The sequence below is a fragment of the Lysobacter sp. 22409 genome (genome assembly GCF_052045105.1).
Taxonomy (GTDB): domain Bacteria; phylum Pseudomonadota; class Gammaproteobacteria; order Xanthomonadales; family Xanthomonadaceae; genus Lysobacter; species Lysobacter antibioticus_B.
The window spans coordinates 45,463-67,902 of the sequence record NZ_JBQEOE010000033.1 but is presented as its reverse complement, the minus strand read 5'-3'; the positions used below and the strand labels follow the sequence as shown (position 1 = coordinate 67,902).

The following is a 22,440-nucleotide window of genomic DNA, read 5'->3' as shown; positions in this document are numbered from 1 at the left end:
CCCTTGCTGCGCGGCTCCTGGGTAGGAGCGGCGCAAGCCGCGACCGCGAAGGCGCTGCGCAGCGAAAGCACGAAGCACTGGCGCGTTTGCCGCTTAGAGTAGTCGCACCGGGTTCGAGGTTCGACCCGTCCCCTGTCGCGACTCGCGTCGCTCCTACCCTTTGCTGCGCGGCTCCTGGGCAGGAGCGGCGCGAGCCGCGACCGCGCAGGCGGGTGCTGCGAAAGTACGCGGGGCCGATTGGCTAATCGCTTCGATCAGCGGCATCGGGCTCGGTTTCTACCTGTCCCGCGGTCGCGAAAAGGATTGCGCTCAATCGTGCGCGGCGGGTTTGCGTCGTGATGCTTTCTTCACCGTGATTTTCTTCGCCGCAGCCCTCTTCGCTACGACCCTCTTCGCCTTCGCCTTCTTCGGCGGCGCGGCATTGGCTTTGCGCAAAGCGGCCTGGTAGGCCAAGGTCAGCCACGGTTTCATGTCCTGCGGCGAATCCATCGCCGACTCGGGCACCGACCAGAAACTCAGCTCGATCGGTTTGCGCTGGCGCGTATAGACGAAGGGCTCGCAGCCGGCCGCGCGGAAACGCGGCGCGGTCTGCGCGTCGACCTTGAGGTAGACCGCCTCGTCGGCGATCAAGGCGATCATCAGGCCATCGTGGTAGATGCCATGACCGCCGAACATGCTGCGCGCCGACAAGGCGCCGAAGCCGGACGCCAGGTCGCGCAGATGGGCGATGAAGGCCTCGCTCACGCGAGCGCCTTCATCGCCGCCTTGGCCTCGATCAGAAGCGGTGCCACAGACGCACGTAATACGCCGCGCCGTTGAGACCGAACTGGACGCTGTCGAAAATGTGGCCGTTGTCGGTTTCGTCGGCGTTCTGGCGGGTCGGCTTGACGTTGAAGATGTTGGCGCCGCCGACCGTCAGCTTCGTATTCTCGGAGAACGAATAGGTCGCGCTGAGGTCGGCCGAGGTCTTGGCCTTGTAACGCGCATTCGGCACGCCGCCTGCGGTACCCGAGAACGTGCCCAGGGTCTGCGGGCCGAAGTGGATCACCTTGACGTTGCCGGCCCAGGGACCGCGCGACAGGTCGAAGCCGAGCACGGCCTTCGACTTCGGCGCACCCTGCTCGATAAACAAGCGCTCGCGCTCCGACAACAGCACGTCCTCGCGGCCGATCAGCGCCGGCGGCGCGTGGATGGCGTTGACCTTGGTGCGATTGAGGTTGAGGGCGAAGAAGGTGCCGAGCTTGACGTCTTCGCCGAGCTGGCGCTCGTTGTTGAAGGTGAAGTCCAGGCCTTCGGTGCGGGTGTCGACCGAGTTGACGAAGAACTGCGCCTGGCCGACGCCGAGGTCGTCGAGGATGCTGCCGATGGTCGGGTCGGTGGTATCGAAGCGGCCGCTCAGCACGATGCGGTCGTCGATGTCGATGCGGTAGGCGTCGAGGGTCAGCGAGGTGTCGGCGGTCGGCGACCAGGTCAGGCCGAGGGTGTAGTTACGCGACTCTTCCTTGGTCAGCAGCGGCAGACCGGCGGCGTTGGCGATGGTGCCGCCGTTGGGCGCGATGACGACATCGACCGGTTCGCCGTTGACGAAGTCGGTGATGGTCGAGGAGAAGAACTTCTGCTGCAGCGACGGCGCGCGGAAACCGGTGCTGGCCGAGGCGCGCAGCATCAAGGTGTCGGTGGCGCGGAAGCCGGCGGCGAGCTTGCCGGTGGTGGTCTTGCCGAAGTCGCTGTAGTCCTCGTAACGCACCGCCACGCCGGCGGTGAAGCGGTCGGTGAAGTCGGCTTCGAGGTCGACGTAGGCGGCCCAGTTGTCGCGGCTGTGCGAGCCGGCGTCGGCCGGCTGGAAGCCCGGGAAGCCCTGGCTGCCGGCGTTTCCGCCCTCGCCCACGCCGTCGGCGTCGATGTAGGAACCCGGCTCGCCGGCGAAGATCTTGTAGCGCTCGTCGCGACGCTCCAGGCCGAAGGCGACGTTGAGGCCGTTGAAGACCTGGTCGTAGAAACGGCTGACGTCGAAATTGATGGTCTTCTGCTGGAACGAGAAGCCGCCGGCATCGAAGCTGTCGGCGCTGACGCCGCGGCCGCCGTTGAGCAGGTCGAGGTTGGCGATCGAGGCGTTGAGGGTGTTGTTGATGTCGTAGCGCAGCTCGTTGAAGCCGTAGGTGTAGGACAGGTCGGCGTTCCACTCACCCATGCTCCAGCGCAGGCCGAGGATGCCGTAGCGGTCCTTGAGCTCGCCGTCGATGAAGGGCACGAAACCGTCCGGGTACATCGCCGCGGAATTGCGCGAGGGGATGTCTTCCGAGCCCAGGCCGTCGCGCGCGAACGCCGCCGAGGAGGCATCGCGGTTCTGCACGCCGCCAGTGAAGTACAGGGTCAGGTTTTCGCCGAGGGGCTTTTCGCCGTTGACGAAGATGGTCTCGTTGCGGATCTTCGAGTCGCCGATGATGCGCGGGCTGCCGGCCGGCTCGGAGCGGTCGGAGCGGCCGCGGTCCTGGTACTCGCCGGTGATGCCGATGGTGCCGTCGCTGCCGAGGCCGAAACCGCAGTAGGCGGTCGCCAGCCAGTTCTCGCCGTCGCCCTTGGAATACTGGCCGTAGCCGGCGACCGCTTCGCAGCCCTTGCGCTTCTTCAGCGAGATGTTCATGACGCCGGCGATGGCGTCGGAACCGTACTGGGCGGCGGCGCCGTCGCGCAGGATCTCGACGCTGTCGATCGCCATCAAGGGGATGGTGTTGAGGTCGGTACCGGTGTTGCCGCGGTTGCGCGCGCCGAACAGGTTGAGCAAGGCGGTGGTGTGGTGGCGCTTGCCGTTGACCAGGACCAGGGTCTGGTCCGAACCCAGGCCGCGCAGCGCCGCGGAGTCGACCAGGTCGGCGCCGTCGGCGCCGCTCTGGCGGGTCGAGTTGAACGAGGGCGCGGCGTATTGCAGCGACTGGGCGAGGTCGAACTGGGCGCCTTCCTCGGTGTTCTTGGCCATCGGCAGCACGTCGACCGGCGAGATCGAGGTGGTGTCGGAGGAGCGCTGGCTGCGGCGCGAACCGAGCACCGACACCGTCTCCAGGGTCCGGGCTTCGCTTTCCTGAGCCGGTGCGGCCTCGGTCTCCTGGGCGGCGGCGCTGCCGGCGAAGAGGCCGCCGGCGACCCACAGCGCGCAATGGACGGCGCTGAACAGGCGGGCACGGCAGAGGGGACGGAGAGGACGGCGGCTGGCTTGCGTCATAGCGAGGATCCTTGGCGAGGCGGGCTGGGCATCCCCTTAGCCTAAAGCCAAGACGCCAGTTCGTGCACAGTCCGCGACTCGGAAATGCAAACAAACAGTGCCGGGGGCCGCGCAATGGATAGCGCGGCACAGGGGTTCGGGGACAGGCCGCGAGCCCTGGGACGCCGGTCTATCCCGCCCGAATGACGGCTCGGTTGGGCCGGCACGGCGCCGCGATCGGGCGGGTACGAGGTCGCGGCTTGTGACCGAAGGAAATCCAGTCGGACGCCGCTCCTACCCCTTGGTTACGCGGTTCCTGAGTAGGAGCGGCGCAAGCCGCGACGGCGAAATCCCGATCGGCGACGATGGCCCTATCGGGCCGCGGATCGGTCAATACGCAGGTTTGCCTGTCGGCGGCGCCGGCTTCTGAGGCGGCGCGGTCGCGGCTTACGCCGCTCCTACATTGGCTGCGTCGGATGCCATGCCGCGCTCACTTCGCAGGCGCCGCCGGCTTCGCCGCGACTTCCGCCGATTCGACCCAGCGCGCGAAAAACTCGCGCAGGTCGCGGCCGCTCGCGCGTTCCATCGCCCGGCGGAAATCCGCGGTCACCACCGAATGGCCGTAGTGCGCGCGGGTATAGGCGCGGATGCCGCCCCAGAACGCGCGCTCGCCGAGTTCTTCGCGCAGCAGGTGCAGAACATAGGCGCCCTTCTGGTACACCACGGCGCGATCGTCGGCGCTCGGCTTGGTCCAGTGTTCGTAGATCAAGGCGTGGTCCTTGCCGCTCTCGCGCAGCTTGTCCAGGCGCCGCTTCCAGCCGTCGACCTGCTTGCGATAGGCCTCGTCGCCGAAACGGTGCTGCAGATAGGCCGCGGCCATGAAATTGGCGAAGCCCTCGTTGAGCCAGAAATGACCCCAATCGCGGCAGGTGACGTAATTGCCCCACCACTGGTGCGCGGCTTCGTGTGCGATCAAGGCCTGCGCGCTCGGGTCGTCGAGCACTTCGCGGCCGTAGGCCTCCGACATCAGCGACAAGCCGGCGAGTTCCTGGCCGATGGTCTTGGCGACCAGCACCTGGCTGTAGGTACCGTTGTAACGGATGCCGGCGCGGCGGCCGAAGAAACGCATCATGTCGGGCGTGTCGGCGAATACACGCCGCAGTTGCGGCGCCTGCAGGTCGCTCGACAGATAACGCAGCGCGGCGTTTTCGCTGGTGCCGCCGGCTTCGTTGTAGCGCCCCGCGGCGAAACCATAGACGTAGCTCGGCATGGCCGCGTCCTGGCGCCAGCGATAGGCCTCGCGGCGGCCGCCGAGCGCCGACTTCGACATCAGGCGGCCGTTGCCGACCGCTTTCAAGCCTTCCGGCAGGGTCACGGTGAGATCGAGGGTGGCCCGTTCCTGCGGCGCATCGATGCAGACCAGCCATTGGCTGGTCGAGAACACCGTATACAGCTCGCTGCGCTCGGGATGGAATTCCAGGCCGAAACGCGGCGCGCCGCGGTAAGCGATTTCGATCTCATGGCGCGAACCGGCCGCGGCCGGCGCCGCCAGGCGCACGCTCACGCGCTTGTCGAGCTTCTCGAAACTCAGCGGCTTCTTGTCTTCGCTGACCGCGACGATGTCGAGGTCGCCGGCGTCGAAATCGAAACGCTGCGCGCCCTGGGTGCGGACGATGAAACGGATCGCGACATGGCCGCGCAAACTCTTGGCTGCCAGGTCCGGCTCGATGCGCGCGGTGTAATGCAGCACGTCGATGTCAGCGCCGGCGCGCGCGACTTCGCTCGAGGCCTTGGTCGCTGCGGCGAGGCTGGCGAAGGCCGCACAGGCGAGGACGCCGGCCGCGATCGTGCGCCGCAGCAAGCGGCTGCGCGCACGGGATTGGCCGACCTGGTTTACTGCATCGCGCATCGCTTGCTCCATCCCTTCCCCTGCCGATCGCGGTCCTGCGATTCGTGTCCGCTCGGGCCGACCCACCGGATCGGGCGTCGATCATCGCCGATGCGGACGCTGCGCTGAACCCATCGGCCGTTCATGGTTTGTCTGCGGTTAGGGATTGCGCCGGATCTGCGCCCCCGATCACTGACAGCGCTGTCATTTGCGGCCAAGGTGCGGATCGTGAGCGCAGGCGCGCGGGCGATCGCGTCGCGGGCGGTCACGCCCACCCACGCCAAGCACGCGCTTTCCCGCGGCACTGCGCCGCCTGGGCCCGCCTGGGCACGGGAAGCCGAAGGCTTGCCCCTGCTCAGGAGCCACCCAGATGGTCACTCGCCGTAGTTTCCTCAGCGCCTCCGCCGCCGCGATGGCGGCCGGCGTCGTCGCGCCCTTCGCCTCCCGCGAGGCCGTCGCGGCCGCACCGCAGCGCTTCACCCTCAACCTGGTCAATGCCTCGCGCCAGAACACCGCCTATGCCTATGTGGTGGGCCTGTCGGGCGGACGCCCCTTGTTCGTGCGCGCCGACGGCGGCAGCTATTACCCGCCCTCGCCGTCGTCGCCGGTGACGCCGCTGGGCCAAGACTGCGCGATCCCGCTCGGCGGCCATGGCTCGTCGACGCGGGTCTCGATCCCGCGCATGTACGGCGCGCGTATCTACGTCGTCACCGGCAGCAAGCTCGATTTCTTCGTCAATCCGGGCCCGGCCATCGTCCACCCCAGCTTCCTCAATACCGGCGATCCGAACTTCCACAAGAACTGGACCTTCGCCGAATTCACCTTCAACGAATACGAGCTGTTCTCCAACATCAGCTACGTCGATTTCGTCGCCGCGCCCCTGGGTTTGTCGCTGCGCTCGCTGTCGGGCCGGGTCGAAACCATTCCCGGCCTGCCCGCCGGCGCGCTCGATCCGATCTGCTACGCGCTGCAACAACAGGCCAGCCGCGAAGGTTCGGCCTGGGATTCGCTGATCCAGCGCGGCAGCAACGGCCTCAACCTGCGCGCGATGAGCGCCCACTACCAGGCCGGCCGCTTCCAGAATTATCTGAGCGGCTACATCAATGCGGTCTGGAGCAAATACGCCTCTACCACCCTCACCGTCGACACCCAGTCCGGCTTCGGCCGCCTGACCGCGCGCGTCGGCGGCGACGGCCTGTTGCGTTTCAACAACGGCGAGAGCTTCGCCCGCCCGAGCACCGCCGACGTGCTGAGCTGCGACAGCGGCCCCTTCAGCCTCGCCGGCGCCAGCGAGGTGCGCAAGGCGATCATTCCGCGCCTGGCCGCGGCCTTGAACCGCACCACCCTGCTCGACAACGCCGACCAGCCCAACGGCGAAGTCGCCAGCCGCTTCTATCGCAACGCCCAGACCAACCACTACGCGCGCCTGGTGCACGAACGCCTGCCCGACAACCGCGGTTACGCCTTCCCGTACGACGACGTCTCGCCGAGCGGCGGCCAGGACTTCAGCGGCGCGGCGCGTTCGGGCGACCCGGACACGCTGACCGTGACCCTGCGCGCCCTGCGCTGACCGACCCGCTGCGACGCTCAGCGCGCCAGAGGCCGGCCGTGCCCCCAGCACGGCCAGCCTGGCCATACCGCAGCGCAGCAAGCGCCGTCCGGGCCTGGCCTATGATGCGGACGACCCGCCCTCGCGGCGGCCCGCATCGGAGACGCCATGAACGCCGACAAGCACCAGGACCTGGGCAAGCTGATTCTTCGTCTCGCGCTGGGCGTGCTGATCCTCCTGCATGGCATCGCCAAGCTGCGCGGCGGCACCGCCGGCATCGTCGGTCTGGTCGAATCGCAGGGCCTGCCGGGTTTCCTCGGCTACGGCGTATTGATCGGCGAGGTGCTCGCGCCGGTGTTGGTGATCGTCGGCTATCACGCCCGCATCGGTGCGGCCTTGATCGCGGCCAATATGTTGGTTGCGCTGGGCCTGGTGCACCTGGGCCAGATCGGCCAGCTCAACGAGCAAGGCGGTTGGGCGCTGGAACTGCAGGCGATGTTCCTGGCCGCGGCGGTCGCGCTGGCCTTGTTCGGCCCTGGCAAGTTCAGCCTCAACGGCAAGTAGCGAGTGCGGCGCTGCGGCCGGTCGGCTCGACCGGCTCGCTTGCGTTCGCCCATGCCGATCGGATCGGATCGATCCGATCGTGCAGCTCGAATCAACCCGATCGAATCAACCCGATCGGATCATCCTGATCAGGTCCCCCTGATCAGACCATCCTGACTAGATCCGGTTGACCCGGAATTTGCGGCCCTTGATCTTGCCCTCGCGCAGGCGCGCGAGCGCTGCGCCGGCCTGCGCGCGCGCCACCGCCACGTACGAGCGCGTCGCGTAGACGTTGATCTTGCCGATCGCATCGGCCTTGAGCCCGGCATCGCCGGTCAGGGCACCGAGGATGTCGCCGGGCCGCAGCTTGTCGGTCTTGCCGGCATCGATGCGCAGGGTTTCCATCGGCGCGACCGGCGCGTTCTTGGCCTTGCCGGCCAGCGGCACGGCGCGGCGCCAGGCCAGCGGCGCGCCCTGGCGTTCCTGGATCTGCTCGGCACGCCCGTTCTCGCGCGGCCCGCACAGGCTGAGGGCGATGCCGCCGCGCCCGGCGCGGCCGGTGCGGCCGATGCGGTGCACGTATACGTCCGGGTCGGTCGGCAGGTCGTAGTTCACCACCGCCGCGAGTTCCTCGACGTCGAGCCCGCGCGCGGCCACGTCGCTGGCGACCAGCACGTTGCAGCTGCGGTTGGCGAAGCGCACCAGCACCTCGTCGCGGTCGCGCTGTTCCATCTCGCCGTGCAGGGCCAGCGCGGTGAAGCCGTAATGGCTCAGCGAGCCCACGACTTCCTCGGTGTCCTTGCGCATATTGCAGAACACCACGCAGGAGTCCGGGCGGTACTCCAGCAGCAGCGCCGCCAGCAACGGGGTCTTCTTGGCCGCTTCGACTTCGTAGAAATACTGTTCGATCTGCAGCGCCGAGGCTTCGCCCTCGACCGTGACTTCGGCCGGCTCGCGCATCGCGCCGCGGGCGAGGTCGCGGATCGCGTCCGGGAAGGTCGCCGAGAACAGCAGGCTCTGGCGGGTCTTCGGGGTCTTGGCGACGATCTCGCGCATCGGCTCTTCGAAGCCCATGTCGAGCATGCGGTCGGCCTCGTCGAACACCAGGGTGCGCACGCCGTCGAGCTTCAATGCCTTCTTGCGCAGCAGCTCCTGCAAGCGGCCGGGCGTGCCGACCACCACGTGCGGCGCGTGTTCCAGCGAGGCCAGTTGCGGCCCCAAGGCCATACCGCCGCACAGCACCGACACCTTCAGGTTCGGGATCGCGAAGGCGAGTTTGCGCAGCTGCTGGCCGACCTGATCGGCGAGTTCGCGGGTCGGGCACAGCACCAGCGCCTGGGTCTTGATCGCGGCGGGGTCGAGCCGCTGCAGCAGGCCCAGGCCGAAGGCGGCGGTCTTGCCGCTGCCGGTCGGCGCCTGCGCGATCAAGTCGCGGCCGTCGAGGATCGCCGGCAGCGCGCGCGCCTGGATCGGCGTCATCGTGGTGTAGCCGAGCGCGGCCACGCCCTGCAGCAGGGCCGGCGAGAGGGAAAGGGAGTCGAAGGCCAAGGAGTCGGCAGTCGCCAAGGCCGCGGTGGGCGAGATCGGATCGTTCATGCGCCATGATCGCAGCTTCGGGCCGAGCTTGGGCTCGGCAGCACGGTTTTCCGCCGTCGCCGCACCGGATCGGGGCGGTCCGGCCTATGCTGCTGCGGTCGCCGGCGCCGCCAGACCGCCGTCGCGAGCCCCTTGCCCGAACCGGCCCGGAGACCCGCCATGGATCAGTTCCTGCATATCCGCGTCCTGCTCGGCATCGTCCTGGGCCTGGCCATCACCACCCTGCTCAAGGGCCTGGCCCGCTTCGTCCAGCACCCCGGCCGCGACCGCGTCTACGGCGTGCATATCGCCTGGGCGATCTCGATGTTCACCCTGCTCGCGCATTTCTGGTGGTGGGAGTTCCGCCTGGTCCACCACGTGCACTGGAGCTTCGTCGCCTACGCTTTCCTGATCCTGTACGTGGTGGTGCTGTATCTGTTGTGCACCTTGCTGTTTCCCGACGACATCGGCGACTACGGCAGTTGGCAGGAGTACTTCCAGTCGCGGCGCAAATGGTTCTTCGGGATCATGGCGGTGTCCTACCTGATCGATTTCGGCGACACCCTGATCAAGGGCCGCGCCTATTTCGACAGCTTCGGCATCGAGTACCCGCTGCGCAACCTGAGCTACGTGCTGCTGTGCCTGGTCGCCATCCGCACCCGCTCGGAAACCTTCCATCGCGCCTTCGTCGCCGCCAGCCTGATCTACCAGGTGTCCTGGATCTATCGCCTGTTCGACTTCGTCCAATAGGCGCGAGTGCCGCGCCATGCAGCGCACCCGCTGTCGCGCGCTCACCCGGCGGCAACGTAGCGCCGCCTATGCTGGCTGCATGATTCCGTCTTGCGTACACCCATGAGCCGAGCTTTCGTGAAAGAAGGCGACGGCGACGAAAACGCCGGCGATCTGCCCGAACTGCCGATCAGCGAGCATCCCAACTACGTCACGCCGCGCGGCATGGCCTTGCTGCGCACGCGCCTGGACGATGCCGGGCGGCGCCTGGGCGAGATCGACGCGAACGCGGTCGGGGCCCGGCTCGAAGCCGCCCACATCGAACGCGAACTGCGCTGGCTGCAGGCGCGCATCCTCGGCGCGATCACCATCGCGCCCGAGCGCCAGCCGTCCGAGCTGATCGCCTTCGGCGCGCGGGTCGAGGCGGTCGACGACGACGGCCGCGAATACCGCTACCGCATCGTCGGCGAAGACGAAGCCGACCCGGAGCTCGGCCTGATCAGTTGGGTGTCGCCGCTCGCGCGCNCCTGCACGGCGCGCGCGTCGGCGACAGCGTGGTCTGGAAGCGGCCGGCCGGCGATCTCGCGATCGAAGTGCTGGCGATCGATTACGGCTGAGCCGCGCCGCGGTATCCGCATCAGCAAGACAGCTCCGACGCAGGCCGTCGGCGACGCCTCGCCGGCATCGCGCGGCGACAAGAGCACGCGTCGCACGCCCGCTTACCCCTGCCGCCTTTCCCCGACCGCTCGTCGGCAAGCGCTTGACGCTGCCCGATGGCGGAAGAATCATTTAGCAAATTAGTTAATTGCTGAATACCTGCATCAGTATGGGTTCGGGCCGCAGCGGCTCGCCCGCTCGGCAGGCCTCGGCTCGGCGTCACCGCTCGACACCACCGCACAACACGTTCACCAGGGAGAGGTCATGAACGCATTGCCCGACAGCCTGAGATCGCATCGCGTCCAGTCGCAGGCCGACCGACTCGCCTCGATCCGCAGCGTCAGCGACGGCCGCGTGGTCTGGGAGCCGGTGCGCTCGTTGTGGTTCACCACGATGGCGCTGGGCGCGGTGGTCGGCGGCATCGCCACCTTCAGCTGGCCGGCGTTCGCCTTGTTCGTGGTGTCGACCGCGACCGTGCTCCTGCTGGGCCATTCGCTCGGCATGCACCGCAAGCTGATCCACGACAGTTTCGGCTGCCCGAAGTGGCTGGAATATCTGCTGGTGTACTGCGGCGTGCAGGTCGGCCTGGCCGGCCCGATCGGTCTGGTGCGCACCCACGACCTGCGCGACTACGCCCAGCGCCTGCCCGACTGTCACGACTACCTCGCCCATCGCCAGCCCTTCGCCATCGATGCCTGGTGGCAACTGCATTGCGAACTGCGCCTGAGCGCGCCGCCGCGCATCGAGATCGAGGCGCGCATCGCCGACGATCGCTACTACCGTTTTCTGCAACGCACCTGGATGTGGCAGCACCTGCCATGGGCGCTGGCCTTCTTCGCCATCGGCGGCTGGGGCTGGGTGTTCTGGGGCGTATGCGCCCGGGTCACCGCCGGCGTGTTCGGCCATTGGCTGGTCGGCTACTTCGCCCACAACCACGGCGGCATGCACCACGAGGTCCGCGGCGCTGCGGTGCAGGGCCGCAACGTGCGCTTCATGTCGCTGCTGACCATGGGCGAGTGCTGGCACAACAATCACCACGCCTTTCCGGGTTCGGCGCGGCTCGGCCTGTATGCCGGCGAATGGGACCCGGGCTGGTGGTTCCTGCGCGCCTGCGCACGCATCGGCCTGGTCTGGCGCCTGCGCCTGCCCGAAGACCTGCCGTCGCGCGAGGAACTGCATCGCCTGGAACCGACCTCCGCGGCGGCATTCGCCGATACCGCGCCCACTCGACTCACCCGGACCGTCCCATGAGCACCGAACCGCCCGAACTGCCGCCGTTGCCTGCCCCGCCACCGCTGCCCACACCTTTGCCGCAACCTGCGACTGCACCGCCGGCGCGGCGCCTGCGTCCCGGCCTTGCCGTCTTGGCCGGCATCGCGCCGGTACTGGGCGGCGCCCTGATCGGGCTGCTGCTGCGCTTGGCCTTCGATGGTGAACCCGGCAGCGCCTTCGCGACCATGCTGTGGGTGTTCGTCGTGCTTGCGCCGTTCGCGATCGGCGCGGTCACCGTGTATCTGGCCGAACGGATCAAACCGCGCGGCATCGGGTATCACTTTTTCATGCCGGTGCTCAGCGTGTCGCTTTGCGTGCTCGGCAGCATGTTCATGATGCTGGAAGGGCTGATTTGCGTGCTGATGGCCCTGCCCTTGTTCGCGGTCATGGGCGGGCTGGGGGGCGTGGTGATGGGAGCGATCTGCCGCCTCAACAAACGCTCCACCACCCCGACGGTCTACAGCTTCGTCGCCCTGCCGGTGGTGCTGGCGGCGTTCGGCGTCGGCCACGAGACGCCGCAACGCTTCGAACACGTCGAACGCAGCGCGGTGATCCAGGCGACACCGGCCGAGGTCTGGAAGCACTTGCTCGATGCCGACCATATCCAGTCGGCCGAAGTCGATCGCGCCTGGATGTACCGCATCGGCGTGCCGACCCCGCTCGCCGGCGTCACCCATCGCACGCAGACCGGTCTGGTGCGTGACGTGCGCATGGGCAAGGGCATCCACTTCCGTCAGATGTCCAGCGACTGGCAGCCGCAACGCTATGTGCGCTGGCAGTACCTGTTCGAGGAAGACTCGGTGCCGGCCGGCGCGCTCGACGACCACGTGCGCATCGGCGGCGATTATTTCGACCTGCGCGACACCACCTACACCCTGACCCCGCGCGGCGACGCGACCGTGCTGACGATCCGCATGGACTATCGGGTCAGCACCGGCTTCAACTGGTATGCGGTGCCGCTGGCCGATTGGCTGATCGGCGATTTCAGCGAGGTCATCCTCGACTTCTACCGGCAGCGCGCGCAGGCGCGGCCGGCGGCCTGAGCCACGAGTCAGGACCAAAAACGAAACTCAGCCGGCCGCTTTCTTGGCGCGCCGGCTTTCGCGTTTGAGCGGCCCGCCGACCGGGCAGATCTCGAACGCGAACTGGGTCAGGGTGTTGACCAGATTGTCCGGCACCAGCTTGTAGACCACGAACTGGCCGCGGCGCTCGCTGCTGATCAGCCCGGCGTTGACCAGCACCGACAGATGCCGCGAGATCGCCGGCGCGCTCATCTCGAAGCGCGCGGCGATGTCGCCGGCGCTGAGTTCGCGCTCGGACAGAAAGGCCAGGATCTGCCGTCGCGGCGACGAGGCCAGGGCTTCGAAGATCTTGTCCTGCATGAGGCGGGAACCGCGGCCCCGGATATTTGTTTAATTAACTAAAATACTAATTCCGACCCACTCGAAGTCAAGCGCCGCCGGTCGGGCCGGTGCCTGGCACGGCTATCGGGTCGGAAGGCAAGCACGCAGGCGGCCGCACAACACGGCTCGCGAAGGCGAGCACCGCTGGCGAGGCAGTGTCGCCAGACTTCACAGGGGTGGTGCCGGATCAGGCCGCTCGCGCCGCGGCATCGAGCCGGCGCTCACGCCCTGGCGACGCCTCGCGTCGCCGGGCAGCGGCCCAGACCGTGCAGCCTTGCGCTGCACGGCACCGCGGCCAGCCTCAGGCGCCGGCGGCCTGGACGCGTGCGCGCTTCGGGAAACCGACCATGCGCTTGAGCTCTTCGTCCCACAGCTTCAGTTGCGCGCACTTCAGGCTCGACCAGATGGTCAGGCGCGGTGCGGCCTGCAGCAGCGGGCTCGATTCGTACGCCTCGCGCAGGCGGTAGTTCGGGATGCGGCTGGAAAGGTGATGGATGTGGTGGTAACCGATGTTGCCGGTGAACCAATGCACGATATGCGGCAGGTCGTAGAACGAGCTGCCGGCGATGGCGGCTTCGTGCGAGTTCCAATCGTCCTTGCGGGTCCAGTACGCGTCTTCGAAGGTGTGCTGGACGTAGAACAGCCACACGCCGACCGCGCCGGCGATCAACACCACCGGCAGATGCACCATCAGCACGGTGTGCCAGCCGATCGCAAAGCCCATCGACAGCAGGATCAGGCCCAACGCCAGGTTGTTGAACAGCACGCTCGCCCACTCGCGCTTCCAGGTGAAGGGCAGATCGAACGGGAAACGGTGCTTGATGACGAACTGGTACAGCGGGCCGACGCCCAGCAGCACCGGGGTGCTGCGGTACAAGCGGTAGCACAGGCGCCCGAACCAGGAGCGCGAGCGGTATTCGGCCACGGTCAGGGTTTCGATGTCGCCCATCTCGCGGCGGTCGAGGTTGCCCGAGGTGCCGTGGTGGATGGCGTGGGTCTTCTTCCAATAGCCGTAAGGGAACAGGGTGACCACGCCGAGGCAGCGGCCCACCAGGTCGTTGGCGCGGCTGCTGGCGAAGAACGAACCGTGGCCGCAGTCGTGCTGGATGATGAAGGTGCGCACGTACAGGCCGGCCGCCGGAATCGCCATCAGCAGGGTCCAGCCGTAGCCCCAGTTACCGACCACGCTCCAGGCCATCAGCGTCCACAGTGCGGCGAACGGCACCAGGGTGTTGACCAGTTGCCAGACGGCCCGTCCGAGGTGGGGCTTGGCGAAACGCGCGCAAAGCTGACGCAGGTTGGTGACGGTGGATTGCGGTTCGGCGTCGGCGTTCAAGCGGCAACTCCATGAAGGACGTTCCATTGTGGTGAGCGCTTCCTGACCTGGCAATGACGTTCGCAGGCGTATGGACGTGATCGCTATCGGGCTTCGGACTTTTGCCCTCCAGTTTCGGCCAGGTCGCCCCGGCCCCGGCTAGGCTATGCGGCATGTCCGCCTGGTACGTCTATCTGATCGAATGCCGCGACGGCAGCCTGTACACGGGTATTGCCGTCGATGTGGAGCGCCGCTATGCCGAACACGTCGCCGGCAAGGGCGCGCGCTACACCCGTTCGCACCCGCCGTTGCGACTGCTGGCGCAGTTTCCGCACCCGGACCGTTCGTCGGCGCTGCGTGCGGAGTACGCGATCAAGCAGCTGTCGCCGACCGCGAAACGCGCACTTTGCGCGAACGCGGCGGCCGCAACCGTCCCGGCCTGAGCTCAGAACAGCGCCCAGACCAGCTTGATCAGGCCCCACAGCGACACCGCCCACACCGCCGAACGCAGGTAGGGAATGCCGGCCGCATACACCGGCACGTAGACCAGCCGCGCCCAGAAGTAGAGCTGCGCACCGAGCGCGGTGTCGTCGTTGCCGCGGCCGGCCAGCCCGACCGCGAGCACCGCCGCGGCGAACAAAGGGAAGGTTTCGAGGAAGTTGCGCCAGGCGCGGTCCACCCGCGCAGCCACGCCGGCCAGGGGCTCGGGAGTGCCGTCGCGGGCGCTGGCGTTCCAGCGCACCCCGCGTTGCTGGGTCATGAAGGTCGCCGCGACCAGCAAATGCACGATCGCAAGCACGATCGACCAGGCCAGCATCTGCAGTTCGATGCTCATGCGCGCGTCCTCATCAGACCGGGCCGTTGGGCAGGATCAGGATTTTGCCGTCGCGTTCGCCGGCGGCGGCCGCGGCGACCGCCTGTTTGATCTGGTCCAGGCCGTAGGTCGCCTGCACCCGTGCGGTCAGTTGCCCGCTCGCGACCAGACGCCCGATCTCGCCGAACACCTCGGCGCGGCGCTGCGGCGTCGCCGCCTGGAACCAGCGCGACAGCCAGAAACCGCGCAGGGTCACGTCGCGGAACACGAACGAGGCCGGCGAGATCGAACAGGCCTCGCCGCTCATCGCGCCGTAGTTGACCAGCACCCCGCCTTCGCCGAGCGATTGGGCGATGTGCTGGGTCGCGATGCCGCCGACCGCATCGATGCCGAGCCGGATCGGCACTTTCTCGGTGACTTCGCGCGCGCGCTTGGCGAGGTCGTCGCCGTCGACCAACACCACCTCGGCGCCGGCCGCGCGCACCGCCTCGACCGCCGACTCGCGCCGCACCACGTTGATGGTGCGCAGGCCGCGCAGCTTCGCCAGTTGGATCAGATAGCTGCCGACCGCGGAATTGGCCGCGTTCTGGATCACCCAGTCGCCGGGCTGCAGGTCGACGAACTCGCTGAGCATCAGCAGGGCGGTCGGCGGATTGATGGTGATCATCGCCAATTGCTTGGGATCGGCGCCGTCGGGCAGGGGCACCAGGCCCTTGGCCGAGGCGACCAGGTGGGTTGCCCAGGTGCCGCCCTGGATCGGCAACAGCACGGTCTGCCCGACTTGCGGATGGGCGACCTCAGGCCCGACCGCGGCGATCCGGCCCACGCCTTCGTTGCCGCCGACCGCGGGCAGCGGCGGCAACAGGCCGTACTCGCCGGTCAATGTGAGTACGTCGGAGGGGTTGATCGGCGCGGCCAGCACCTCGATCAGCACCTGGCCGGCGCCCAGCGGCGGCGCCTCGAACTCGACCGCCTCGATGACGTCCTGCGGCACCGGGCCGCGCTGCGCGTACTGGGCTTTCTTCATAAAGATAGGTCCTTCGAGGCGGTGGGCAGGGCGCTGCGGCGTGGCCGGAATCCGATCCACACCGGCTCCGGCGGCCGACTGCATACGCGAGAGTACGCCCGCGACAGTGCAAACGTCTTGCGCCCAAGTCTCAGCACTGCGACCCTGCCCCACCCGCTCAGACCCCGCCCGCATGCAACCGATCCGTTTCGAACTCGACGCCCAGCACGAACACGTCGAACTCAACCAATTGCTCAAACTGGTCGGCCTGTGCGACAGCGGCGGCGCCGGCAAGGCGATGGTCGCCAGCGGCGTAGTCCGCGTCGACGGCCAGGTCGAGCTGCGCAAGACCTGCAAGATCCGCGCCGGTCAGACGGTGGCCTGCGAGGGCGTGACGATCGAGGTCGTCGCCGGCGCCTGAGCGCCGTTGATCGAGGCTGCCTATCGAAAGCGCCGCGCGTCGAGCGCGGCCGCGCCGGTCATCGCTTCAAGCCAACGGCAAGGTCGTCGTCGCCCTGCACCAATCGTCGTGGGCGCGCTGCACGCCGCGCGTGGCGGTGACGTAGTCGCTGCTGCCGAGCGCCTCGACGAAACGGCAGGAGGCGTAGCCCTCGGCCTTGCGCTCGTAGTCGGCGACCCAGCGCTCGCGTTCGGGCAAGCGCTCGGCGGCGATCGGCCATACGCCGGGGCGCGGCCGCAGATAGGCGTGAATGCCGATGCGCCAGGGCTTGGGGCTGACCCGTGCGCGGAAGCAATGCTGGCGCCGGCATAACAACGCGTAGTACGAATCGGCGCCGACCGCATCGAAGAACTCGATCACCGCCGCTTCGTTCGGATCGAACACGCGGTGCATGGCCAGCAGCCGCAAGCCCTTCGGCGTGCGATACAAACGCAGATGCCAGTCCGGATGCGCGGCGACGAAGGCCTTGATGCGCGCCGTCGCGCGGCCTTCGGGTCCGCCGTCGGCGCGGTGCCTGCGCCGCGACTGCACGCTGGCGATCCAGGCGAACAGCCACAGCATCGCGATCATCGTCAGCACGCCCAAGCCCCAGTGCGTCGCCACGCCGACGCCGATGGCGGACGCGAGCGAAGTCCAGAAATAACCCTTGCGCCAGGCCGAGACCGGCTCGTCGAAATCGACGTCGGCGAACAAGACTTCGGGCGTGTTGAGGCAGCGCGCGCCGTAACTGTTGCGGGTGACGACGAGGTCGCCGTCGCGCTCGACGATCTGTTCGCGGATCGGCAGACCCTCGGCGTCGTAGGGCACGCGCGGCTCGCGCTTGAGCAGGCTCTCGCCGGCGAGGATGCGGTCGAAGGCGTCGCGCGCCCGCGCGTCGGCCATCGCCTGCGCCTCGCCGAGGCTCGCGTCGGACCACCCGAAGCGACGCACCGTCAGCGAACGCCGCCCGCTCGCATGGCCTTTATCGAACGCCTCGTGAACTCGGGCTTCGGCCCAGTACTCCGGAACGATCATCGCCATCGCTGCCTCCATGCAAAGTCGGCCGATTGTATGCGCAGCCTGCGGGCGACGCCGGCACTTGACGGCGCGCGCCATCGGCGTAGCATTTTCTCCACGCCCTCGGACAGACCGGCGGCGAGTCAACTCCGTGAGGGATTCTCATGGCAATCGAATTCGATTACCTCGTTTTCATCGGGCGCTTCGAGCCCTTCCATAACGGCCACGCCGCCGTCGCCCGCCACGCGCTGGGCAAGGCCCGCAAGGTCATCTTCCTGGTCGGTTCCGCCGACACGCCCCGCACCATCAAGAACCCTTTCACCGTCGCCGAGCGCGCGGTGATGATCCAGGTCACCCTGGCCGACGCCGGCGAGCGGCTGATCGTGCAGCCGTTGCGCGACCATCTCTACAACGAGAGCCAGTGGATCGCCAGCGTGCAGCGTACCGTCGCCGAGGCGGTCCGCCACGACGGCGGCGGCAGCGAATCGCGGGTCGGCCTGATCGGCATGGACAAGGACGCCTCCAGCTATTACCTGCGCGAGTTTCCGCAGTGGCCGCTGGTCGACGTCAGCCACACCGCGACCTTGTCGGCGACCGAGCTGCGCCGCTATCTGTTCGAGGCCAACCAGATCGACAGCCACGGCGGCCTGATGCTGATCCGCGCCAACGTGCCCGGCCCGGTGTTCGACATGCTCGAAGCCTTCCGCAAGAGCTCGCCGGCCTTCACCCAACTGGTCGCCGAGTACCAGTTCATCGAGCACTACCGCGCGGCCTGGGCCGATGCGCCCTACCCGCCGACCTTCGTCACCACCGACGCGGTCGTGGTGCATTCCGGCCACGTCTTGCTGGTGCGCCGCCGCGCCGAGCCGGGCAAGGGCCTGTGGGCGCTGCCGGGCGGTTTCGTCGGCCAACACGAAGGCCTGCTCGACGCCTGCCTGCGAGAGCTGCGCGAGGAAACCCGGCTCAAGCTGCCGCTGCCGGTGCTGAAGGGCTCGCTGAAGAGCGAGCGCGTGTTCGATCACCCCGAACGCAGCGCGCGCGGCCGCACCATCACCCACGCCTACCACTTCGATTTCCCGAGCGGCGAACTGCCGCCGGTGCGCGGCGGCGACGATGCCGACAAGGCGCGCTGGATTCCGGTCAGCGAGGCGCTGGAGATGAGCCCGCAACTGTACGAAGACCACCTGCACATCCTCGAATACTTCCTCGGCCACGGCTGATCCAAAGGACCGCCCGGCCCCACGCCGGTGGACAGACCGCCGGCTTCTCCCAGACGCGAAGGAGCTTCCCGTCATGCAATGCCTCGACAACCTGCTGCTCAACACCGACAGCTACAAGGCCAGCCACTGGCTGCAATATCCGCCCGGCACCGACGCCACCTTCTTCTATGTGGAATCGCGCGGCGGCGTGCACGACCGCACCGTGTTCTTCGGCCTGCAGGCGATCCTCAAGGAGTACCTGGCCAAGCCGGTGACCCACGCCGACGTCGACGAGGCCCGCGACTTGTTCGCCGCCCACGGCGAGCCCTTCAACGAAGCCGGCTGGCGTTACATCGTCGACACCCACGGCGGCCTGTTGCCGATCCGCATCCGCGCGGTACCCGAGGGCACGGTGGTACCGACTCACCAGGCCCTGGTGACGATCGAATCGACCGACCCGCAGGCCTACTGGGTGCCTTCCTACCTGGAAACCCTGTTGCTGCGCCTGTGGTATCCGGTGACGGTGGCGACGATCAGCTGGCACGCCAAGCAGACCATCCGCCAGTTCCTCGAACGCACCAGCGACGATCCCGAAGGCCAGTTGCCGTTCAAGCTGCACGACTTCGGCGCGCGCGGCGTGTCGAGCACCGAATCGGCGGCCTTCGGCGGCGCCGCGCACCTGGTCAACTTCCTCGGCACCGACACCGTCTCCGGCCTGTTGTTGGCGCGCCGCTACTACCACGAGCCGATGGCGGGCTATTCGATCCCCGCCGCCGAGCACAGCACCATCACCAGTTGGGGCCGCGAGCACGAGGTCGATGCCTACCGCAACATGCTGACCCAGTTCGGCAAGCCCGGCGCGATCGTGGCCGTGGTCTCCGACAGCTACGACATCTTCCATGCGATCCGCGAGCATTGGGGCAAGACCCTGCGCGATGAAGTCATCGCCTCCGGCGCGACCCTGGTGGTGCGGCCGGACTCGGGCGACCCGGTCGACGTCGTCCACCAGTGCGTGAGCATGCTCGACGAGGCCTTCGGCCACACCGTCAACGGCAAGGGCTACAAGGTGCTCAACCACGTGCGGGTGATCCAGGGCGACGGCATCAACCCGACCAGCATCCGCGCGATCCTCGAACGCATCACCAGCTACGGCTATGCCACCGACAACCTCGCCTTCGGCATGGGCGGCGCCTTGCTGCAACGCCTGGACCGCGACACGCAGAAGTTCGCGCTCAAGTGTTCGGCCGCGCGCATCGACGGCGAGTGGATCGACGTCTACAAGGACCCGATCACCGACAAGGGCAAGTCGAGCAAGCGCGGCCGCATGACCCTGGTGCGGCATCGCGAGTACGGCCATTTCAAGACCGTGCCGGTGCCGCCGGAAGCGGCTTCGCTGGAAGAAGCGGTCAAGCCGATGGGCTTCGACGATGCCATGGTGACGGTGTGGGAAGACGGTCGCATCGTCAACGACTGGACCTTCGCCCAGGTGCGCACGCTGGCCAACGCGGCGCGGCTTTGAAGTGAGGCTTGGTTGAGTTGCTGCCGGGTGCGTCATTACAAGGCGCACTCCGTAGCCGCGCCTTCCTCGCTCTCGACCACCCGACCACGAACGCCCCAAACAGGACCCGCCCATGCCAGCCCCTCTCGAAGGGCTTGCCGCCGCCGATCCGGCCAGCCTGCCCCTCAGCGCCGCTTCGCCCTTGTTCGAGCGCCTGCGCGCGGCCACCCCGCAGCTCGCCCGCCGCGCGCCCGGCGACGACGACGCTCGCTGGTATTCGCACCGCTTGAACGGCCGCGATTACCGCTTCGCCCAACCGATCACCTTCACTCCTTATGCTTCGGCGCGCGCCTGCTCGGCGCGGTGCCGGTTCTGTTCGGAAACCCTGCGCCCGCTCGACGGCGGCACGCTCGCACAAACTCTGCGGCCCGGCGCCGACTACTTCGCGAGCTTGTCGCAGGCGCTGGTGCAGCTGCGCGGCGTGCCGCTGTCGTGGTCGCTGTCAGGGCTGGAAGCCAGCGACGACGAAGCCTGGTTCCTGCAATTGCTGAGCACGCTCGCCGCGGCCGAACGCGATGGCGTCGTCGTCGAGGAACGCGTGCTCTACAGCAACGGCGCCGGCTTCGCCCGCGGACGCGGCGCCGAACTGATCGCCGCGCTGCAAGCCTTCAGGCTGTCCTGGGTGGAGCTGTCGCGCCACCATCCCGACCCGTTGCGCAACCAGGCCATCATGCGTTTCCGCGAGCACGAGGCCATCGCCGATGCCGCAGTGTTCGAGCGTGTCGCGCGCGGCATCGCCGACGCGCTGCCGCTGCGTCAGGTCTGCATCCTGCAACACGGCGGCGTCGACGATGCCGCCGGCATCGAGGCTTACCTGGACTGGGCGCAGCGCTGCGGAGCCGGCACGGTGATCTTCCGCGAGTTCTCGCGCCTCGGCCCGGACTATCGCGACAACGCCAGCCGCCGCTACATCGAACGCGAGCGCGTCGCCATCGAGGAGGTGCTGGCCGATTGCATGACCGCACCGTGGTGGTCGCGGATGACCCCGCAACGGATCACCGAGGGCTATTACTTCTGGAACCTGCGACTGCGCGACGAGCGTCGCGGCCTGGAGGTGGTGTTCGAATCCTCCGACTACACCGCGATGCACCGTCGCCATGCCAGCGGCGATCTCTACAAACTCGTCTTCCACGCCAACGGCCGCCTGTGCGCGGGTTGGCAGCCCGACCGCGACATTCTCTGGGAGCCCGCACATGGACAGCCGTAGTTGGTGGGTGCTGACGCCCGATCCGCCCGAGCATCGCCTGCCCGAGGATCTGCGCGAGCGCGACGGCCTGGCCGGGCGCGACTGCGGCTGGGTCAACCAGATGCGGCCGTTCGTGCGGCATTTCTCTCAACCCGGGCAATGCGTATTCGATCCGTTCTGCGGCTTCGGCACGACCTTGCTCGCCGCCGCGCTCGAAGGCCGCAGCGGCTGCGGCACCGAAATCGACGCCGGCCGCGCCGCGCTCGCCCGCGAGCGCCTCGCGCGCCACGGCGTCGAAGCGCCGATCGCGGTCGGCGGCCTGCCGCAGGTCGAGATCCCGCGCCCGATCGACCTGTGCCTGACCAGCGTGCCCTACTTCGGCTGTCGCTGGCCGCAGGCCGGCGCAAACGCAGGCCAGCTCTACGACGAACGCGACTACGCCGCTTACCTGCAGCGTCTGCGCGACATCTTCCACGCCGTGCGCAAGGCCTTGCCCGATGGCGGCTTGTGCATCGCGATGGCCGAGAACGTGGTCGTGGAAGGCCGCATGTTGCCGCTGGCCTGGGACTTGGGCCGCGTGCTCGGCGAACTGTTCGTGGCGCGCGAAGAACGGCTGCTGTGCTACGAGCGCGACGTCGAACCGCTGCCCGCTGCCTCCACCCGCAGCAACCGCAGCCACGAGTACGCGCTGGTCTTCCAGAAAGTCGCCGAGACGGTCTGCCTCGACAGCACCCGCAGCGAACTCGAAGCGATGCGCGCGGCCGGTTTCGAGTACACGCTGTACGGCAGCTTCGCGCGTTGGCTCGAACAGGGGCCGCAGGCTTTGCCGCGTCCGCCCGCCGATGCCGACCTGTGCCTGCCCGACGATGCGGCCGAGCTCGATCGCCTGCTCTATTGGCTGCACGAACGCCACTACGAGCTCACGCTGTGGGGCGAACCGGTACGGCCGCCGCTGCGGCTCGAACGGCTCGCGCAGCATTGGTATCTGCGTGCGCAACGCCGCGACCGCCTCGGCCGCCTGGTGCGCCTGGATCTGGGTCTGGCGAGCCAACACTCCAGCGATTGAGTCCGTTGCGGCCGCCTCTCAAGCC

At 68.0% G+C, this 22,440-nt stretch carries 21 protein-coding genes; 12 read left to right on the top strand and 9 right to left on the bottom strand.

What is annotated here, in order from left to right; translation table 11 throughout:
- Nucleotides 1–309: 309 nt before the first annotated feature.
- The 3 genes from ACTJJK_RS16610 to ACTJJK_RS16600 all read right to left on the bottom strand — a co-directional run bounded on the left by ACTJJK_RS16610 (nucleotide 310) and on the right by ACTJJK_RS16600 (nucleotide 5,108).
- Nucleotides 310–744 carry a TfoX/Sxy family protein gene (locus ACTJJK_RS16610; protein WP_440730732.1) on the bottom strand — a complete coding sequence of 145 codons (435 nt, stop codon included), beginning with the start codon at nucleotides 742–744 and terminating at the stop codon, nucleotides 310–312.
- A gap of 31 nt (nucleotides 745–775) precedes the next feature.
- The gene (locus ACTJJK_RS16605; protein WP_440730731.1) at nucleotides 776–3,220 is read right to left on the bottom strand and encodes a TonB-dependent receptor plug domain-containing protein; all 2,445 of its coding nucleotides are present in this window, start codon (nucleotides 3,218–3,220) and stop codon (nucleotides 776–778) included.
- A 469-nt stretch (nucleotides 3,221–3,689) separates the two neighbouring features.
- Nucleotides 3,690–5,108 carry a M1 family metallopeptidase gene (locus tag ACTJJK_RS16600; protein WP_440730730.1) on the bottom strand — a complete coding sequence of 473 codons (1,419 nt, stop codon included), beginning with the start codon at nucleotides 5,106–5,108 and terminating at the stop codon, nucleotides 3,690–3,692.
- Between the two features lie 349 nt (nucleotides 5,109–5,457).
- Between ACTJJK_RS16600 and ACTJJK_RS16595 the strand changes: the two genes are divergently transcribed.
- A complete protein-coding gene (locus ACTJJK_RS16595) occupies nucleotides 5,458–6,657 on the top strand; it encodes a glycoside hydrolase family 64 protein (RefSeq protein ID WP_440730729.1) in 1,200 nt (399 codons plus the stop codon).
- Nucleotides 6,658–6,804: 147 nt separating this feature from the next.
- Complete coding sequence (locus ACTJJK_RS16590) at nucleotides 6,805–7,200, top strand: DoxX family protein (RefSeq protein ID WP_031373435.1); 396 nt, start codon at nucleotides 6,805–6,807, stop codon at nucleotides 7,198–7,200.
- A 156-nt stretch (nucleotides 7,201–7,356) separates the two neighbouring features.
- On the opposite strand, the gene dbpA is transcribed toward ACTJJK_RS16590, so the two are convergent.
- Complete coding sequence (dbpA, locus tag ACTJJK_RS16585) at nucleotides 7,357–8,775, bottom strand: ATP-dependent RNA helicase DbpA (RefSeq protein WP_440730728.1); 1,419 nt, start codon at nucleotides 8,773–8,775, stop codon at nucleotides 7,357–7,359.
- Between the two features lie 159 nt (nucleotides 8,776–8,934).
- Between dbpA and ACTJJK_RS16580 the strand changes: the two genes are divergently transcribed.
- The 4 genes from ACTJJK_RS16580 (at nucleotide 8,935) to ACTJJK_RS16565 (ending at nucleotide 12,455) form a co-directional block, all read left to right on the top strand.
- Nucleotides 8,935–9,504 (top strand): hypothetical protein, encoded by a 570-nt coding sequence (locus ACTJJK_RS16580; protein WP_223620405.1) that lies wholly within the window; start codon nucleotides 8,935–8,937, stop codon nucleotides 9,502–9,504.
- 102 nt (nucleotides 9,505–9,606) lie between these two features.
- A complete protein-coding gene (locus ACTJJK_RS16575) occupies nucleotides 9,607–10,284 on the top strand; it encodes a GreA/GreB family elongation factor (RefSeq protein ID WP_440730727.1) in 678 nt (225 codons plus the stop codon).
- A 120-nt stretch (nucleotides 10,285–10,404) separates the two neighbouring features.
- Nucleotides 10,405–11,391, top strand: coding sequence for an acyl-CoA desaturase (locus tag ACTJJK_RS16570; protein WP_081931194.1), 987 nt, complete (start codon nucleotides 10,405–10,407; stop codon nucleotides 11,389–11,391).
- Nucleotides 11,388–12,455, top strand: coding sequence for an SRPBCC family protein (locus tag ACTJJK_RS16565; RefSeq protein WP_036149380.1), 1,068 nt, complete (start codon nucleotides 11,388–11,390; stop codon nucleotides 12,453–12,455). The genes ACTJJK_RS16570 and ACTJJK_RS16565 overlap by 4 nt, the downstream gene beginning before the upstream one ends.
- 27 nt (nucleotides 12,456–12,482) lie before the next feature.
- On the opposite strand, the gene ACTJJK_RS16560 is transcribed toward ACTJJK_RS16565, so the two are convergent.
- Together ACTJJK_RS16560 and ACTJJK_RS16555 are read right to left on the bottom strand one after the other, a co-directional pair.
- On the bottom strand, nucleotides 12,483–12,794 hold the full coding sequence (locus tag ACTJJK_RS16560; protein ID WP_031373429.1) for a metalloregulator ArsR/SmtB family transcription factor: 312 nt from the start codon (nucleotides 12,792–12,794) through the stop codon (nucleotides 12,483–12,485).
- A gap of 322 nt (nucleotides 12,795–13,116) precedes the next feature.
- Complete coding sequence (locus ACTJJK_RS16555; protein WP_031373428.1) at nucleotides 13,117–14,151, bottom strand: fatty acid desaturase; 1,035 nt, start codon at nucleotides 14,149–14,151, stop codon at nucleotides 13,117–13,119.
- A 152-nt stretch (nucleotides 14,152–14,303) separates the two neighbouring features.
- Here ACTJJK_RS16555 and ACTJJK_RS16550 point away from each other — a divergent pair, with 152 nt between their 5' ends.
- Nucleotides 14,304–14,573: a GIY-YIG nuclease family protein gene (locus ACTJJK_RS16550; RefSeq protein WP_031373427.1), complete on the top strand. Its 270-nt coding sequence runs from the start codon at nucleotides 14,304–14,306 to the stop codon at nucleotides 14,571–14,573.
- Nucleotides 14,574–14,575: 2 nt separating this feature from the next.
- On the opposite strand, the gene ACTJJK_RS16545 is transcribed toward ACTJJK_RS16550, so the two are convergent.
- Nucleotides 14,576–14,965: an MAPEG family protein gene (locus tag ACTJJK_RS16545; protein ID WP_031373426.1), complete on the bottom strand. Its 390-nt coding sequence runs from the start codon at nucleotides 14,963–14,965 to the stop codon at nucleotides 14,576–14,578.
- Nucleotides 14,966–14,978: 13 nt separating this feature from the next.
- Complete coding sequence (locus ACTJJK_RS16540) at nucleotides 14,979–15,971, bottom strand: zinc-dependent alcohol dehydrogenase family protein (protein WP_223620401.1); 993 nt, start codon at nucleotides 15,969–15,971, stop codon at nucleotides 14,979–14,981.
- Nucleotides 15,972–16,143: 172 nt separating this feature from the next.
- On the opposite strand from ACTJJK_RS16540, the gene ACTJJK_RS16535 reads away from it, so the two are divergent.
- Nucleotides 16,144–16,371 (top strand): RNA-binding S4 domain-containing protein, encoded by a 228-nt coding sequence (locus tag ACTJJK_RS16535; protein ID WP_031373424.1) that lies wholly within the window; start codon nucleotides 16,144–16,146, stop codon nucleotides 16,369–16,371.
- A 66-nt stretch (nucleotides 16,372–16,437) separates the two neighbouring features.
- Here the strand turns inward: ACTJJK_RS16535 and ACTJJK_RS16530 are convergent, their stop codons facing one another.
- A complete protein-coding gene (locus ACTJJK_RS16530; RefSeq protein WP_200875866.1) occupies nucleotides 16,438–17,430 on the bottom strand; it encodes a hypothetical protein in 993 nt (330 codons plus the stop codon).
- 140 nt (nucleotides 17,431–17,570) lie between these two features.
- On the opposite strand from ACTJJK_RS16530, the gene ACTJJK_RS16525 reads away from it, so the two are divergent.
- The 4 genes from ACTJJK_RS16525 to ACTJJK_RS16510 all read left to right on the top strand — a co-directional run bounded on the left by ACTJJK_RS16525 (nucleotide 17,571) and on the right by ACTJJK_RS16510 (nucleotide 22,415).
- Nucleotides 17,571–18,626, top strand: a complete 1,056-nt coding sequence (locus tag ACTJJK_RS16525; RefSeq protein ID WP_440730726.1) for a bifunctional nicotinamide-nucleotide adenylyltransferase/Nudix hydroxylase — start codon at nucleotides 17,571–17,573, stop codon at nucleotides 18,624–18,626.
- Nucleotides 18,627–18,699: 73 nt separating this feature from the next.
- Nucleotides 18,700–20,124, top strand: a complete 1,425-nt coding sequence (locus tag ACTJJK_RS16520) for a nicotinate phosphoribosyltransferase (protein WP_440730725.1) — start codon at nucleotides 18,700–18,702, stop codon at nucleotides 20,122–20,124.
- 112 nt (nucleotides 20,125–20,236) lie between these two features.
- Complete coding sequence (locus ACTJJK_RS16515) at nucleotides 20,237–21,370, top strand: hypothetical protein (RefSeq protein WP_440730724.1); 1,134 nt, start codon at nucleotides 20,237–20,239, stop codon at nucleotides 21,368–21,370.
- Complete coding sequence (locus ACTJJK_RS16510; RefSeq protein WP_440730723.1) at nucleotides 21,357–22,415, top strand: DNA methyltransferase; 1,059 nt, start codon at nucleotides 21,357–21,359, stop codon at nucleotides 22,413–22,415. The genes ACTJJK_RS16515 and ACTJJK_RS16510 overlap by 14 nt, the downstream gene beginning before the upstream one ends.
- Nucleotides 22,416–22,440 lie beyond the last annotated feature (25 nt).

Bases quoted from the DNA above. Each gene is read 5' to 3' on its own strand.
- ACTJJK_RS16565 (WP_036149380.1), top strand. From the start codon at position 11,388: ATGAGCACCGAACCGCCCGAACTGCCGCCGTTGCCTGCCCCGCCACCG.
- ACTJJK_RS16540 (WP_223620401.1), bottom strand. From the start codon at position 15,971: ATGAAGAAAGCCCAGTACGCGCAGCGCGGCCCGGTGCCGCAGGACGTC.
- ACTJJK_RS16515 (WP_440730724.1), top strand. From the start codon at position 20,237: ATGCCAGCCCCTCTCGAAGGGCTTGCCGCCGCCGATCCGGCCAGCCTG.
- ACTJJK_RS16595 (WP_440730729.1), top strand. From the start codon at position 5,458: ATGGTCACTCGCCGTAGTTTCCTCAGCGCCTCCGCCGCCGCGATGGCG.
- ACTJJK_RS16525 (WP_440730726.1), top strand. From the start codon at position 17,571: ATGGCAATCGAATTCGATTACCTCGTTTTCATCGGGCGCTTCGAGCCC.
- ACTJJK_RS16535 (WP_031373424.1), top strand. From the start codon at position 16,144: ATGCAACCGATCCGTTTCGAACTCGACGCCCAGCACGAACACGTCGAA.
- ACTJJK_RS16570 (WP_081931194.1), top strand. From the start codon at position 10,405: ATGAACGCATTGCCCGACAGCCTGAGATCGCATCGCGTCCAGTCGCAG.
- ACTJJK_RS16520 (WP_440730725.1), top strand. From the start codon at position 18,700: ATGCAATGCCTCGACAACCTGCTGCTCAACACCGACAGCTACAAGGCC.
- ACTJJK_RS16605 (WP_440730731.1), bottom strand. From the start codon at position 3,220: ATGACGCAAGCCAGCCGCCGTCCTCTCCGTCCCCTCTGCCGTGCCCGC.
- dbpA (WP_440730728.1), bottom strand. From the start codon at position 8,775: ATGAACGATCCGATCTCGCCCACCGCGGCCTTGGCGACTGCCGACTCC.
- ACTJJK_RS16580 (WP_223620405.1), top strand. From the start codon at position 8,935: ATGGATCAGTTCCTGCATATCCGCGTCCTGCTCGGCATCGTCCTGGGC.
- ACTJJK_RS16510 (WP_440730723.1), top strand. From the start codon at position 21,357: ATGGACAGCCGTAGTTGGTGGGTGCTGACGCCCGATCCGCCCGAGCAT.
- ACTJJK_RS16560 (WP_031373429.1), bottom strand. From the start codon at position 12,794: ATGCAGGACAAGATCTTCGAAGCCCTGGCCTCGTCGCCGCGACGGCAG.
- ACTJJK_RS16600 (WP_440730730.1), bottom strand. From the start codon at position 5,108: ATGCGCGATGCAGTAAACCAGGTCGGCCAATCCCGTGCGCGCAGCCGC.
- ACTJJK_RS16545 (WP_031373426.1), bottom strand. From the start codon at position 14,965: ATGAGCATCGAACTGCAGATGCTGGCCTGGTCGATCGTGCTTGCGATC.
- ACTJJK_RS16590 (WP_031373435.1), top strand. From the start codon at position 6,805: ATGAACGCCGACAAGCACCAGGACCTGGGCAAGCTGATTCTTCGTCTC.
- ACTJJK_RS16530 (WP_200875866.1), bottom strand. From the start codon at position 17,430: ATGGCGATGATCGTTCCGGAGTACTGGGCCGAAGCCCGAGTTCACGAG.
- ACTJJK_RS16550 (WP_031373427.1), top strand. From the start codon at position 14,304: ATGTCCGCCTGGTACGTCTATCTGATCGAATGCCGCGACGGCAGCCTG.